Origin of the sequence: Pigmentiphaga sp. YJ18 (assembly GCF_038066655.1) — a bacterium.
Taxonomy (GTDB): Bacteria; Pseudomonadota; Gammaproteobacteria; order Burkholderiales; family Burkholderiaceae_B; genus Pigmentiphaga.
Genome location: NZ_JBBUKU010000001.1, coordinates 2,587,823 through 2,601,174, shown reverse-complemented (window position 1 = coordinate 2,601,174; position 13,352 = coordinate 2,587,823). Strand labels below are relative to the sequence as shown.

14 protein-coding genes are annotated in these 13,352 nt (G+C 68.6%); 1 reads left to right on the top strand and 13 read right to left on the bottom strand.

All coding sequences use genetic code 11. The features are described 5' to 3' along the window. Complete coding sequence (locus WKR98_RS12480; RefSeq protein WP_341433359.1) at window positions 1-795, bottom strand: TcpQ domain-containing protein; 795 nt, start codon at window positions 793-795, stop codon at window positions 1-3. Window positions 796-908: 113 nt separating this feature from the next. Here WKR98_RS12480 and WKR98_RS12475 point away from each other — a divergent pair, with 113 nt between their 5' ends. Then, window positions 909-1,652, top strand: a complete 744-nt coding sequence (locus WKR98_RS12475) for a metallophosphoesterase (protein ID WP_124688393.1) — start codon at window positions 909-911, stop codon at window positions 1,650-1,652. A 5-nt stretch (window positions 1,653-1,657) separates the two neighbouring features. Here WKR98_RS12475 and ugpQ read toward each other — a convergent pair whose 3' ends face one another. The 12 genes from ugpQ to WKR98_RS12415 all read right to left on the bottom strand — a co-directional run bounded on the left by ugpQ (window position 1,658) and on the right by WKR98_RS12415 (window position 13,187). Next, on the bottom strand, window positions 1,658-2,434 hold the full coding sequence (gene ugpQ, locus WKR98_RS12470) for a glycerophosphodiester phosphodiesterase (protein WP_341433357.1): 777 nt from the start codon (window positions 2,432-2,434) through the stop codon (window positions 1,658-1,660). Further along, window positions 2,431-3,882, bottom strand: a complete 1,452-nt coding sequence (locus WKR98_RS12465; RefSeq protein WP_124688391.1) for an extracellular solute-binding protein — start codon at window positions 3,880-3,882, stop codon at window positions 2,431-2,433. Before WKR98_RS12465 ends, ugpQ begins: the two co-directional genes overlap by 4 nt. Window positions 3,883-3,924: 42 nt before the next feature. Beyond that, window positions 3,925-5,175: a D-amino acid dehydrogenase gene (locus WKR98_RS12460; RefSeq protein WP_341433356.1), complete on the bottom strand. Its 1,251-nt coding sequence runs from the start codon at window positions 5,173-5,175 to the stop codon at window positions 3,925-3,927. A 139-nt stretch (window positions 5,176-5,314) separates the two neighbouring features. Beyond that, entirely contained in the window at window positions 5,315-6,526 is a 1,212-nt protein-coding gene (locus WKR98_RS12455; RefSeq protein ID WP_341433355.1) for an NAD(P)/FAD-dependent oxidoreductase, read from the bottom strand. Then, complete coding sequence (locus WKR98_RS12450; RefSeq protein ID WP_124688388.1) at window positions 6,523-7,098, bottom strand: MarR family winged helix-turn-helix transcriptional regulator; 576 nt, start codon at window positions 7,096-7,098, stop codon at window positions 6,523-6,525. Before WKR98_RS12450 ends, WKR98_RS12455 begins: the two co-directional genes overlap by 4 nt. Before the next feature lie 34 nt (window positions 7,099-7,132). Beyond that, window positions 7,133-7,453, bottom strand: a complete 321-nt coding sequence (locus WKR98_RS12445; protein ID WP_124688387.1) for a 2Fe-2S iron-sulfur cluster-binding protein — start codon at window positions 7,451-7,453, stop codon at window positions 7,133-7,135. Window positions 7,454-7,463: 10 nt separating this feature from the next. Beyond that, entirely contained in the window at window positions 7,464-8,663 is a 1,200-nt protein-coding gene (locus tag WKR98_RS12440) for a cytochrome P450 (RefSeq protein ID WP_124688386.1), read from the bottom strand. A gap of 34 nt (window positions 8,664-8,697) precedes the next feature. Continuing rightward, entirely contained in the window at window positions 8,698-9,420 is a 723-nt protein-coding gene (locus tag WKR98_RS12435) for an ABC transporter ATP-binding protein (RefSeq protein ID WP_341433352.1), read from the bottom strand. Then, on the bottom strand, window positions 9,417-10,157 hold the full coding sequence (locus WKR98_RS12430; protein WP_341433351.1) for an ABC transporter ATP-binding protein: 741 nt from the start codon (window positions 10,155-10,157) through the stop codon (window positions 9,417-9,419). The genes WKR98_RS12435 and WKR98_RS12430 overlap by 4 nt, the downstream gene beginning before the upstream one ends. Further along, entirely contained in the window at window positions 10,154-11,152 is a 999-nt protein-coding gene (locus WKR98_RS12425) for a branched-chain amino acid ABC transporter permease (RefSeq protein WP_341433349.1), read from the bottom strand. The genes WKR98_RS12430 and WKR98_RS12425 overlap by 4 nt, the downstream gene beginning before the upstream one ends. Continuing rightward, on the bottom strand, window positions 11,149-12,012 hold the full coding sequence (locus tag WKR98_RS12420; RefSeq protein ID WP_341433347.1) for a branched-chain amino acid ABC transporter permease: 864 nt from the start codon (window positions 12,010-12,012) through the stop codon (window positions 11,149-11,151). The genes WKR98_RS12425 and WKR98_RS12420 overlap by 4 nt, the downstream gene beginning before the upstream one ends. Window positions 12,013-12,023: 11 nt before the next feature. Beyond that, window positions 12,024-13,187 carry an ABC transporter substrate-binding protein gene (locus WKR98_RS12415; RefSeq protein WP_341433345.1) on the bottom strand — a complete coding sequence of 388 codons (1,164 nt, stop codon included), beginning with the start codon at window positions 13,185-13,187 and terminating at the stop codon, window positions 12,024-12,026. Window positions 13,188-13,352 lie beyond the last annotated feature (165 nt).

Below are 13,352 nucleotides of genomic sequence, written 5' to 3'. Positions count from 1 at the left end.
CTACCCCTGGCGTCCGGCCGGCGCGCTGGTACGGTCGCACGACTCGGCATGGGGAACGACGCGCAGCACGCGATTGGAATAGAAGCACGGCTGCAAGGGATGGGCGGACAGTTCGGTGGACGCCAGCAGTTCGCGCACGGCCGACTTGAAATCGCTGCCCAGGCTGGCCGATCCGGCCAATGGGATATCGACGTCGACCGTCCAGTGTTCGGGCTCGAACGTCCAGCCGGCCGCCGTGGCCCAACGACGCAGGGCCTGGCGCATGGTCCGGTCGGCCGGCGTGGCATCGTACGCGGCGCGGCGGACGGGAGCAGGATCCACGGCGGCACGTCCCGCACCGGCCGCGGCGGTAGGCGATCGAGCGGACGCCAGCGCGACCGCCGGCTCGTCCAGATCGGCGGGATAGCCTTCGCTATTGATGGGGGCATCGGCGCCGGAACGGGCAGCGCGTCCGTGATACTGCGCTCGCGCCACGACCTCGCCTATCCGCAGCAAGTACTCGCGAGCCGTGCCGGCCACCACCGCGTATCCGCCCTGCCAGGCCACCGGTGCCAGCCTTTCGCCCTGGGGCCCCACGCTGAAGACGGCGGGCAGCACCTGCCCGACCCGGAATTGCAGATAGGTCTGCCGCCCGTCGTCGAAGACCTGCACGGGGGCGACGCGTTTGTCACCCGCGATGCGATAGGAGAAATCGAAAGCGCCATCCGTGCCGGCAGGTGCCGGCAGGGCTTGCGCGGCGGCGGTTCCGCAGGCGAACGACGCAACGACGGAGACGGCAATACGGCACGGATGCATAATGGACCCTTGGTAAAGCGTCGCGGCCCAGGCCGCGTCCAAGGCTGCATCGTGCCGCACGTGCCAGGGTGCGAGTAGCGTGTGAACCACGTACGTAAGGTCGTATTTGTCCCATGCGCCTAAGAGTCCTTTCCGACCTCCACCACGAACACTTCAACGGCAACCGCCCGCTGCCCGACGTCGACGCCGACCTGGTCGTGCTGGCCGGCGACATCCATACGCACGACCTCGGCATCGCGTGGGCCGGCCGGGCCTTCGGCAAGACGCCGGTCATCTACGTACCGGGCAACCACGAGTTCTATTCCGCCCACATGGGCAGGCTGGATCGCAAGATGCGCGAGACCGCGCGCCGGCACGGCGTGCACCTGCTGCAGAACGAGGCGGTGGAGCTGGACGGCGTGCGTTTCCTGGGCGCCACGCTATGGGCCGATTTCGCGCTGTATGGATCGCCCGGCGATGAACTCGCGCAAGCCATGGCCGTGCGCGTGATGCCGGATTTCAGCTGCATCGACACCGACCAGGGCACGTTCACGCCAACGGCCTGCATCGCCCTGCACCGGACCGCCCGTGCCTGGCTGGACCAGCAGCTGGACACGCCCTACGCCGGCCGCACGGTGGTGGTCACTCACCATGCCCCCAGCGAACGCTCGGTGCCGCAGCAATACAAGGGCAACCAGTTGTCGCCGGCCTTCTCGTCCAACCTGGACGACCTGGCGGCCAAGGCCGACCTCTGGATACACGGCCATACCCACACCTGTTTCGACTATCGCATCGGCAAGGCGCGCGTGGTGGCGAACCCGGGCGGCTACCCGGGCGAGAACGGGGAATTCGATCCGGAACTGGTGGTGGAGATCTGACCGCGTCAGCGGAAGTCGGCGCCGATCAGGTCGTAGCGATCGGTGCACAGGGCATCCACGCCCCATGAGAAAAGTTCGCGCGCCCGCTCGGGATCGTTGACCGTGTAGCACATGAGGCCGTAGCCGGCGGCCTTGATGCGGCGGGCCAGTTGCGCGTCGAGCAGGTCGTGCTGGCAATGCAGGGAGACGCAATCCAGGGCTTCCAGGCGTGCTTGCCAGTCCGGCGGCACTTCTTCCACCAGCAGGCCGCGAGGAATATCGGGCGCGGCCTCGCGGGCGGCGCCCAGGGCCTTGGCGGAAAACGACGAGAACAGGGGCAGCCCGGCCGGTTCCGCGGCGCCGGCGTACAGGTCCTGCATCATCTGTCCCACCACCTGTCCGGTATCGACGTCGTGGCCGGGCATGGGCTTGATCTCGATGTTCATCCACATGCCGTGGCGGCGCAGCCATTGCACGATGTCTTCCAGGCTCGGCACGGGCTCGCCCTGGAAACGCGGATCGAACCAGCCGCCGGCATCCATGCGCGCCAGGTCGGTGGACGCGAATGCGCTCACGTCGCCCACGCCAGGCACGGTGCGCCCCAACTGGGTGTCGTGCATCAGGACGGGAATGCCGTCGGCGGCGAGCATGACGTCGAACTCGACGCCGCCGATATGGCGGGCGTGGGCTTCCTGCATGCCCGCCAGGGTGTTCTCGGGGGCCAGCCGGCCCCCTCCCCGATGGGCCACCACGCGGGGATAGGGCCAGGTCCTGGTGGAAGCGGCGCCCTCCCCGGTCGTCATTTCTTCGCGCTCATTACCGCCGACGACCGCGCCACGGCATCGTCCAGCCCCTGCTTGGGCGGCTTGACGCCATTCCAGACGGCGTTCAGTTCGCTGTTGATGATGTCGGTCACGCGATCGTAGTTGTTCAGGCGGAAACCCCGCGTGAACTTGGCGGGCGGATTGGCCATCGCCCGCACCACGCTCTCGGCGCCCGGGATGTTCTTGTAGAAGGACACCTCGGAGGCGCGGTAGGCCGCTTCGGTCAGCGGCAGGAAACCGGTCTTCTGGTGCCATTCGGCCGCCACCACCGGCGTGGCCAGGTAGGCGATGAAGGTGGCCAGCGCCTTCTGTTCGGCGGTGGAATGGCCGCCCAGCGCCCAGAACGCGGAACCGCCCACGAACGGCGTGCTGGGACGCGCGGCTTCTTCCTCGTAGTAGGGCAGCGGCGCCACGCCGTACGAGAACGCCGCCTTGCTTTGTATCTGGGCCAGCGCGCTGCTGCCGCTGGTCAGCACGGCGCATTCGCCGGACGCGAACGCGGCATCGCCCTGGTCCTGGTCGGTACGCACCGGGAACAGGTGGCTGCGAACCCAGCTCATCATCAGCGCCAGATGGCGGACATGCAGCAGGTCGTTGGCCAGCAGTTGGGCGCCATTGGGGCCGTCCAGGCCGTTGTTGCGGGTGGCGTAGGCCGAGTTGTGCATGGCCGAGAGGTTTTCCACGTGCACCCAGGTCTGCCAGCTGGTGGCGTAGGGACAGTTGACGCCGTTCTGCAGCAGCGCGATCAGGTGCGCCTGCATGTCGCGCCAGGTGCGCGGCGGCGCATCGGGATCCAGGCCGGCGCGCCGATACAGGTCGCGGTTGTAGAGATACACGGGGATGTCGGCCATCCAGGGCAGCGCCAGCAGGCGGCCCTTGGCGTCGCTCATGCCGGCGGTGGTCTGCGGCAGGAACCAGCGCAGGTCCTTGATCGGATACTTGGCCAGCAATTGATACATGGGCAGGATGGCCCCCTGCCCCGCGATGAACTCGGGCGAACGGTTATCGGGCAGTTCGACCAGGTGCGGGGCGCGGCGCGCACGCACGGCGGCCGTGCCGTCCTCGATCAGCGCCTCGACCGAGGGCTTGGCCGTGACCTTGACCGTGAAGCCGTGCTGCTGTTCGTTGAAGCGCTGCACCAGCGAATCGAACTCCGCCGCCTGCTGCGGGTTCAGGGTATGCCATACCTGCAATTCGATCGGACCGGAAGGCGCAGCCATCGCGGCGGCAGCGCCGGCGGCGCCCGCCGCGCCCGCAGCCTTGGCGCCGCGCGCGGCGGGTTTCTTGGCCGGCGCGGCCTTGGCGGCCGGCTTGGCGTTGCCTTTCTTGGCGCCCTGCGCCGCCGCCGTGCCCAGGCCGCCCACGGCCAGGAAACTGGCTGCGAGCACCGATACACCCCATTTCAACCAGCGCTTAGTCGGCCGCATCGATCCGTTCTCCGAAAACATGGTCAAGCTCAAGAGGCACACTCACAAAAAGGGAAAATCCACCTGCGGCCGGCGGCCGCTTATCAGGTCGGCCAAGGCCCTCCCGGACCCGCAGCCCATGGTCCACCCCAAGGTGCCATGCCCGGTGTTCAGGTACAGGTTGGGCAGGCGCGTGCGTCCGATCAGGGGCACGTTCGAGGGAGTCGCGGGGCGCAGGCCCGACCAGTAGGACACCTTGTCGAAGTCCAGCGCGCCCGGAAAGAGTTCCCGCGTCAGGGTGGTGAGCGCCTCACAGCGCACCGTGTTCAGAGCGCGGGAATAGCCGCTGAGTTCCGCGGTTCCCGCGACTCTCAGCCGGTTGCCCAGCCGCGAAAATACCACTTTATGGGCACTGTCCGTCAGGCTGACCGTGGGAGCCCGGGTGGAATCCGTAACGGGGTATGTCGCCGAATAACCCTTGGCCGGATAGACCATGCAGGGGACGCCCAGCGGGCGCACCAGGTCCGGCGTGAAGCTGCCCAGCGCGGCCACGAAGACATCGCCCTGGACCTTGGCGTAGCGCCCGTGGTCGTCGATGGTCTCGACCGCCTTGACCCACCCGCCCTCGTCCAGCAGACGCGTAGCCTGGGTGGAGAAACGGAACTCCACGCCCGCCTCGGCGGCCTTCCCGGCCAGTGCGGTGGTGAATTGATAGACGTCGCCGCTTTCGTCGGCCGCGGTGTAGTCGGCTCCGACGATGCGATGGCTTTGCGGTGCCAGCGCCGGCTCCAGCGCGACCAGTTCCTCGGTGTTGAGGATGCGGCGGTCGACGCCGTATTCGCGCATCAGGTCGGCCGCCTTCTGCGAAGCGTCGAACTCGGCCGGATCCCGATAGAAATTGATGATCCCTTTCTCGAGATGATCGTAAGGGATGCCCAGTTCGGCGCGCATGGCCTGCAGGGTCTGGCGGCTGTAGGCCGCCATGTTGACCAGCGCCCGTACGTTGCGCGGCAGGCGGCCGGGCAGGCATTCGCGGAGGAAGGCCATGCACCACAGCCACTGGTGCCAGTCGGCGTGCAGCCGGAACAGCAGCGGCGCGTCGCCCTGGAGCAGCCAGCGCGCCAGCTTGAGCGGGGCTTGCGGATTGGCCCAGGGCTCGGCATACGAAACCGAGATCTGGCAGCCGTTGGCGAAACTGGTTTCCTGCGCCGGACCAGGCTGGCGGTCGATCACCGTGACGTCGTGGCCGGACTGGCGCAGCCACCATGCGCTGGACGTGCCGATGATACCGCTACCTAATACGACAACTCTCATTCTTGCTCCTCGGGCCTGGCGGACCGTGCCCGCCGCGGCGCCGCCCCGGCAGGCGGCGGAAAGCGTAAGTGTATCGCTCCGCGGAGGACAGCATGCAAGCGCCCGGCCTCCGGCCCGAGGAGTCCGGCCGGGCCCGGCCTCAGGCCTTCAGCGGCACGGCCGGATCCGCCGCCGCCCCCTTGGCGGGCGACAGCCCGGCCTGCATGAGCTTGCGGGCCGTCATCTGGTCCACGGGCGAGTTGACCGACTCGATGGCCCGCAGCGTCTCGCCCTCGAAATGCAGCACCGAGAATCCGTTGCCGCGCGCCGCCGGCCGCACCACGCTCTCGTACCCCGGGCGCCACAGGCCCGTGATCTGCAGGCGGGCCTCGCCCTGGTCCGACCAGAACCAGGGCACGGCCGTATAGGGCTGGGGATCGCCGCACAGCCTGGCGGCCAGAGTGCGCGCCTGGTCGTTGGCGTTCTGCACCGATTCCAGCCGCAGCGGCTGCGGCCAGGCCGGATGCGGGAAGGACGTGCAATCGCCGATGGCGGAAATGGCCGGATCGGCGGTGGCCAGGGTAGCATCGACGACGATGCCGTTGTCGCAGGCCAGGCCGGCTTCGCGCGCCAGCTCCACGTTGGGCGTCGCGCCTATGCCGGCGATGACGATGTCCGCGGGGACCACCGCGCCGCCCGAGACCACGCCCACCGCCCTGCTCTGCGCCATCTCCAGTCCGTCGACCGAACTGCCCAGGCGTATGTCCACGCCGGCGCCGCGATGCGTCTCCAGCAGGAAGGACGAGATCTCCGGCGACACCGATCGCGTCAGCAGGCGCGGCATGGATTCGAACACCGTCACTTCCTTGCCCAGGTGGCGGGCGGTGGCCGCGATCTCCAGTCCGATGAAGCCGCCGCCCAGCACCACCACCCGCTGGGCGCCGGGCAGCGCGTCGCGCAGGGCCCGGGCCTGGGCATAGGTGCGCAGATAATGCACGCCGGGCGTCCCGACGGGCGCCTGCGGCAATTCGCGCACGCACGCGCCCGTGGCCAGCACCAGGTGATCGTAGGCCAGGTCTTCCTGCCCCGCGGACGACGACAGCCGCAGGCGCTTGCCGGCCCGGTCGATGGCCACCGCACGGGTGCCCAGCTTCAGCGTGATGCCCGCCTGCTCGTAGAAGGACGCGCCGCGCAACTCGGGCAGCGGCGCCTCCGGATCCTTGATCAGGGTCTTGGAAAGCGGCGGCCGGTGATACGGGATCTCGGGCTCGTCGCTGACCAGGACGATGCCGCCGGGAAACTGCTTTTCCGCCAGCGAGGCGGCCAGTTGCGCGGCGGCGTGTCCGCCGCCCACGATAACGAGTCGGGTCATGGGGTGGTTACCTTGCGTCGGCGCGGGCCACGGGGCGGGACCAGCCCCCGGGCTCGCTGGTTTTCCATGAAGGCGTCGGAAGTGGCATCGACCATGGGCAGATTCTCGTGCAGGCGCCGCAGCAGGTCGATCAGCACGTCGACCTCGCCGGGCGCAAGCACCGACAGGAACGCCTGTTCGCGGTTGAGCGCGAACTTCATGATGCTGTCGTGCATCGCGCGTCCCTGCGGCGTGAAGGTGGCGTGGCGCAGCCGGCCGTCGTGGTCGTCGGAACTGAACGAGACCAGGCCCTGCGCGTGCATGCTCTTGAAGGTCCGGCTGACCGAGGCCTTGTCCATGCCGATGAGCTGGCACACGCGCTGCGCGGTGACCTTGCCTTCGATCGCCAGCATGACCATGATCCGCCAGGTCTCGATGCCTATGCCGTAGGTCTCGAGGTAGTGCTTGGACGCGCCGCGCGCCAGCTTGTTGGCGATGAAGGTGAAGTACGCGGGGGCGTAACGATCGAGATCGATGGCGGGGCCCTGCAGCGCGTCGGTGCGCGTCGGACGTTCTCGTTGTCTGGCGGTCATGCCTCGGGCACGGCTGGCGTGCGTGGATAAAGGGTTATTGGATCTCCGGCAGCGTGAACGACAGGCCGGCCAAATCGTCGGTCATTTTAACTTGGCAGCTCAGGCGGCTGTTGGGACGTCGTTCGTCCGCCGTGCACGCCAGCATCTCGTGCTCGGCGGGCTGCACGGGCGGCAACCGGGCCAGGGCCGCCTCCTCGGCATAGACATGGCAGGTCGCGCACATGCACGACCCGCCGCATTCGGCAAGAATGCCGGCCACGCCGGCCGACACCGCCGCCTGCATGATGCTGGTGCCGACGGGCACGTCCAGGGTGACGCGCAGCCCGCCGGGCTGGATCAGGTGAACTTCGGGCATACGTCCTTCCTCATGCGGCGTGGAGTTTCAAGGGCAGGCTCGCCAGCGCCCTCAGCGTGTTGTTCAGACGCCGGGTGGGCGGACCCAGCGGCTCGATGCGGCGCACCCGGCGGGCCAGCGTCGAGAGGATCAGTTCGCCTTCCAGCCTTGCCACGACCTGCCCCACGCAGCCGTGCAGGCCCGAGCCGAATGTCATGTGGCCGGTCGCCCGGCGCTCGATGTCGAACACGTCGGGGTTCTGCCACTGGCGCGGATCGCGGTTGGCCGAGGCCAGGAAGGTCAGCATCTTGGTATCGGAGCGGATGGGCACGCCCGCCAGCTCGCAATCGCGGCCGGCGGTCCGAAAGAAGGTCTGCACCGCCGCCTCGAAGCGCAGCGATTCCTCGAACGCCTGGCGCGCCAGCGCGGGATTGGCGTGCAGCTTGTCCCATTGGTCCGGATGGTTCGCCAGGCACCACAGCGCGTTGCCGATGCCGTTGACCGTGGTGTCGACGCCCGCCGACAGGAAGGAGCGCACCAGCATCGGCGCCTCGGTCTCGGTCAGTTCCCCGGTCTCGACCGCCTGGTAGATCTGGTCGCCGAAACCGCCTGGCCGCAGGTTCTGGCGCTGGCAGTTGGTCATGATCCAGTCCGTCAGCGGTTCGACCCGCTTTGCGGCGTTGATCAGCAACTGGTTGCGGGGACCGAAGGCGTTGAACACCATGTCGCCATAGGCCAGCAGGTTCTCCCGCCCGTCCTCGGTCAGGCCGACCGCGTCGGGGAAGACCTTCAGGGGATAGGCCTCGCCCAGTTCCTTGACGCCGTCTATGGTGCCTTGCTCCAGCAGCCGGTCGATCAGCGCCTCGGCCACCTCCTGGAACTGCGCGCGGATCTGCTGCACCGTCTTGGGCGACAGGATGCGGCCCAGCACCGTGCGCGAGCGGGTGTGCTGCGGCGGATCGGCCTCGAGGATCAGGCTGGGCGGACGGAACGGTTTTTCCGTGCGGAAATTGGCCAACCCGACGCCCGCCGACGAAATGAAGGTCTGCCAGTCGTTCAGCACGCCATGGACCTCGGCATGCCGCGCCACGGCCAGGATGCCGTACTTGGGAATGTGCACCACCGGGCCGGCATCGCGCATCCGGCGATGGTAGTCGTAGGGATCGGTCAGGAACGCGTCGCTGAACGGGTCGAAATCGACCACGGGGATATTGGCGGCTATATCGGTCATGTACGCCTCACGGGTAGGGTTCGGGGCATGGCCGTCACGCGACGGCCATGCCCAGGTAACGATCGAGAATGTCGTCGCGGGTGCGCAGTTGCGCGCAGTCTCCCTGGTGGACCACGCTGCCGCGCTCCAGGATGACGCCCTGGCGGGCGAAGGCCAGGACCTCCTGCACCTGCTGCTCGACGATCAGCATGGTGGGTCCGCCCTGGGCCGCCAGCCGGCGGAAGGCTTCCAGCAGTTCCTGGCAGATCACCGGTGCCAGCCCTTCCAGCGGTTCGTCCAGCAGGAGCAGGCGCGGACGCCCCAGCAGCGCGCGGGCCACCGACAGCATCTGCTGCTCGCCGCCCGACAACTGGTTGCCCCGATTGCGGCGGCGCTCGCGCAGGCGCGGGAAAAGCGCGTAGGCCTGGTCGAGGTCGCCGGCGGGAAAACGCTTCAGGCCCGCCACCAGGTTTTCCTCCACCGACAGGGAAAGAAAGATGTCGCGGGTCTGCGGGACATAGCCCAGCCCCAGGCCGGCGCGCTCGTCCGGCCGGCAGTGCGTGATGTCGCGCCCGTCGAACAGGATGCGCCCAGCCTTGACCTGGGCCAGGCCCATGATGGCCTTCAAGGTGGTGGACTTGCCCACGCCGTTGCGGCCCAGCAGCGCGGTCAGGCTGCCCGCCTCCACCGCCATGCCCAGGCCGTTCAGCACCGTGACGGGGCCGTAGCCCGCCACCACGCCCTGCAATTCCAGCAGGGAAGCGCCGCCCGGGTTCATGCCGTCGCTCCCAGGTAGGCCGCCCGCACCTCGGGATGGCGGCGGATCTCGTCCGGCGTGCCCTCGGCCATGATGCGTCCCTCGGCCAGCACGATGATGCGTTGCGCGAAGCTGAAGACCAGGTCCATGTCGTGTTCGATCATCAGGATGGAAAGGCTGTCGGGCAGGTCCTCCAGCGCCCGCAGCACGGTACGCCCTTCCCCGCGCGGCACGCCGGCCATGGGCTCGTCCAGCATCAGGACCTCGGGCCGCAGCGCCAGCGCCAGGGCGATCTCCACCAGGCGCTGCTCGCCGTAGGCCAGGCCGCTGGGCATGCGGCCCGCCGCCGGTTCCAGGGACAATCGCTCCAGGATGGACCAGGCCTCGTCGCGGACCTCGCGGCAGGCGCTGAACGGGCGCCACCACCGGTGCGCCATGCCCAGGCGCGCATGGATGGCCATCTCGACCTGGTTCAGCACCGGCAGGTGCGCGGGCAGCGTGGTGATCTGGAAGGTGCGGGCCAGGCCGCAGCCCACCCGCCGGGCCTGTGGCAGGTGCGTCAGGCGCCGGCCGGCCAGCAGGACCTCGCCGCCGCTGGGCTTGAGCGTGCCCGAGATCAGGTTGACCAGCGTGGTCTTGCCCGCGCCGTTGGGTCCGATCAGGGCCACGCGTTCGCCGCGCCCCAGGTCGAAGGACACCGAACGCGTCACGTGCAGGCCGCCGAAGGACTTGTCGAGCTTGCGTACGCTGAGCGTCATGCGGCCTCCCGCTTGCCGGCCCGCGCGCCGTTCGCCCATGGCCTGGGCACCGCCCGGAGCCAGGACGCGAGGGACTCGCGCGGCACGAGCACGATCACCATCAGCAGGCCGCCGATGACGAACAGCCAGTGGTAGGGATTGATCGACGAAGCGGTGTGATGCAGGACCATGAAGATCGCCGCGCCGATGAGCGCGCCGTACAGCCGCCCCGCCCCGCCCAGTATCAGCATGACGAGCGCCTCGGCCGACAGCGAGAAGCCGAAGCTGTCCAGCCCCACGATGCCGCTGATCTGCGCCGACACCGCGCCCGCCATGCCCGCGAACAGGCCCGCGACCACGTAGATCTTCCACAACTGGCGCCCCACCGGCGTGCCCAGCGCGGGCATGCGCGGCCGGCATTGGTGGATGCCCCGCACCGACAGGCCAAAAGGGGAATCGACGATGTGCCTGACGACGTAGTAGCTGCCGACCAGCACCGCCAGCGCGTACAGATAGGCGACCTTGCCTTCCAGGTCGAAAGGCGCGATGCCCAGCACCGGGTCGATGGCGAAGCCCGACAGCCCGTCATCGCCGCCGGTCCAGCCGCGCAGCTTGTTGGCCAGGCTGTGCAGGATCTGCGCCACGGCCACCGTCAGCATCAGGAAGGTGAAGCCCTGGTAGCGCAGGACCAGCAGGCCGGAGACGGCAGCCGTTGCCGCCCCGGCCGCCGCGCCCGCGGCCAGCCCCAGCAGCGGATCGGCGGTCCAGCGCAACGCGACGATGCCGGCCGCGTAGGCGCCCATGCCGAAGAAGGCCACGTGGCCCAGCGTGGCCAGCCCCGCGATGCCCACCACCAGGTCCAGCGACAGGACGAACAAGGCCATCACGGCGATGCGTGCCAGCAGCGGCCACTGGTCGGGCAGCAGCAGGCCGCACAGCCCGACGCCGGCGATGACGACGCAATGCCGCAGCGGCGACGACGGCGCCAGGAGGCGCTCGGTGTCCGTGCGATTCATGCGGCTCTCCTGAGCAGGCCCTGGGGCCGCGCCGACAGCACGAGGATCATGGCGACGAAGAAGAACAGGCTGCCGTATTCCGAGGCCAGATACTTGCTGGCGGTCTCGATCACGCCCAGCAGCAGCGCCGCGGCCAGCGTGCCGGCGATGCTGCCCATGCCGCCCACGGCCACGACCACCAGTACCAGGACGAGATACTTGAGGGCGTAATAGGGTTCGAGCGGCATCAGCTCCGCGCCCAGCACGCCCCCCAGCGCCGCCAGCCCGCAGCCGGCGGCGAAGGTCAATCCGCTGACCAGGCGTATGTTGATGCCCAGCGCGGCCGCCGCATCCTTGTTGTCGACCGCGGCCCGCAGCCACACGCCGAAGCGCGAGCGCGCCACCACCAGGCCGCACAGCAGCGCCACCGCGGCCCCCATGGCGATGACCAGCACGCGCTGCATGGGCAGCGTGCGCATGCCCAGGTCGACCGAGCCGGCCAGCCAGGGCGGCAGCGGGATCAGTTGCACCTGCGGCCCGAAGGCGAGATTGGTGGCGGCCACGAACACGAAGGCCAGGCCGATGGTGAACAGCACCTGGTCCAGTTCCGAGCGGCGGTACAGGCGCCGCAGGACGACGGCCTCGAGCACCGCCCCCAGCGCCGCCGTCAGCAGGACGGCGGCGGCGACGCCCGCGGCATAGCCCCAGGATTGGGTGCGCACCAGCCAGGCGGCCAGATAGCCACCGGTCATCGCGAAGGCGCCATGGGCGAGATTGATGAAGCGCATCAGCCCCAGCGTGATGGACAGCCCCACGGAGATGATGAACAGCACCATGCCGTAGGAAATCCCGTCGATCAGGATGTTGGCGAGGATCTGCATGGCGGCGGCGCCTACTTCCTGAGTCCGAAGTCGGGCTGCGGCCCGAAGTTCTCGACTTCCCTGTTGACCAGTTGGCCGCCGCTGCGCTCGACCTTGCGCAAGTAGACGTTCTGGGTCACGTGGCGCGTGGCCGGGTCGATGGACACGGGCCCGCGCGGGCTTTCCCAGGACAGCTTGCGGGCCGCCGCGATCGCCGCCGCGCCGTCGCGCTTGCCGCCCGTGGCCTCGACCATCTTCTGGATGACGGCCATGCCGTCCCAGGCGCCCACCGAGGCATAGTTCGCGACGGCATCCTTGCTCTGCCCGCGCAGCGCCTCGACGAACTTGCGGTTGGCCTCGGACTCGTGCGCGGCCGAGTAGTGGAATGCGGTGGTCAGGCCCAGCGCCGCGTCGCCGAACTTCTGCAGGTCGAACTCATCGGTCTCGGCCGAGCCCAGGAAATCGATGCCGGCCGCGCGCAGCCCGTTCTCGTTGTAGGCCTTGACGAATCCCAGGTTGGGCGGCCCGCCGGGCAGGAAGACATAGACGCCCTGGGCGCCACTGGCCTTGATCCGCTGCACGAAAGGCGCGAAATCGGTGGTGCTGATGGGCATGCGGATGGACTCGACCACCGTGCCGCCAAGCTTGGCGAACTCGGTCTTGAAGGCCGTTTCGGCATCGACGCCGGGCGCGTAGTCCGTCACCGCCGTGACCATCTTGCGCTTGCCCTGTTTGTGGGCCCAGCGTGCGGCGGGAACGGTCACCTGCCAGAGGGTGTACGAGGTACGGATGAAATAGGGCGACTTCTCGGTGATGTCGGACGTGGCGGCGTTGAAGATGACCGTGGGCGTCTTCGATTGCGTGATCAGCGGCGCCACCGACATCGCATTGGGCGTGAAGACGAAGCCGCCCAGGTAGTCGACCTTGTCCTTGACGATCAGCTCCTGCGCCAGCGCCCGCGTCCCGCTGGGATTGGGGCCGCCGTTGTCGCGATAAAGCACCTGTACCTCGTGGCCGCCGAACTTGCCGCCCTGGCTGGACAGGTAGGCCTCCACGCTGTCCTTGTAAAGCTTGCCGTAATGGGCGAACGGACCGGAGAACGGTCCGATGACGCCCACCCTGATCGTCGCCGCCTGCGCCTGGGCGGCACAGAACACGGCCGCGGCCGCGATGGCCCCGCTTATCAGCTTCCTCATGTCTCCTGCTCCTCGTCTCGTGGCGAATCTTCTTGTGCAGTGAGGGCGATTCTGTGGGAATAAAGTTGGTTAATCAACTAGTTGATTACCCTAACCTTCAATCATGAAAAAGCCCCTCGCTCCAGAACGGAACGAGGGGCCTGCGCGTGACAGCGGCGGCCCGGT

Coding starts and splice junctions, on each gene's coding strand:
- WKR98_RS12465 (WP_124688391.1), bottom strand. CDS start 3,882: ATGCGGCCGACTAAGCGCTGGTTGAAATGGGGTGTATCGGTGCTCGCA.
- WKR98_RS12445 (WP_124688387.1), bottom strand. CDS start 7,453: ATGCCCGAAGTTCACCTGATCCAGCCCGGCGGGCTGCGCGTCACCCTG.
- WKR98_RS12480 (WP_341433359.1), bottom strand. CDS start 795: ATGCATCCGTGCCGTATTGCCGTCTCCGTCGTTGCGTCGTTCGCCTGC.
- WKR98_RS12415 (WP_341433345.1), bottom strand. CDS start 13,187: ATGAGGAAGCTGATAAGCGGGGCCATCGCGGCCGCGGCCGTGTTCTGT.
- WKR98_RS12420 (WP_341433347.1), bottom strand. CDS start 12,012: ATGCAGATCCTCGCCAACATCCTGATCGACGGGATTTCCTACGGCATG.
- WKR98_RS12425 (WP_341433349.1), bottom strand. CDS start 11,152: ATGAATCGCACGGACACCGAGCGCCTCCTGGCGCCGTCGTCGCCGCTG.
- WKR98_RS12450 (WP_124688388.1), bottom strand. CDS start 7,098: ATGACCGCCAGACAACGAGAACGTCCGACGCGCACCGACGCGCTGCAG.
- WKR98_RS12430 (WP_341433351.1), bottom strand. CDS start 10,157: ATGACGCTCAGCGTACGCAAGCTCGACAAGTCCTTCGGCGGCCTGCAC.
- ugpQ (WP_341433357.1), bottom strand. CDS start 2,434: ATGACGACCGGGGAGGGCGCCGCTTCCACCAGGACCTGGCCCTATCCC.
- WKR98_RS12475 (WP_124688393.1), top strand. CDS start 909: ATGCGCCTAAGAGTCCTTTCCGACCTCCACCACGAACACTTCAACGGC.
- WKR98_RS12435 (WP_341433352.1), bottom strand. CDS start 9,420: ATGAACCCGGGCGGCGCTTCCCTGCTGGAATTGCAGGGCGTGGTGGCG.
- WKR98_RS12460 (WP_341433356.1), bottom strand. CDS start 5,175: ATGAGAGTTGTCGTATTAGGTAGCGGTATCATCGGCACGTCCAGCGCA.
- WKR98_RS12455 (WP_341433355.1), bottom strand. CDS start 6,526: ATGACCCGACTCGTTATCGTGGGCGGCGGACACGCCGCCGCGCAACTG.
- WKR98_RS12440 (WP_124688386.1), bottom strand. CDS start 8,663: ATGACCGATATAGCCGCCAATATCCCCGTGGTCGATTTCGACCCGTTC.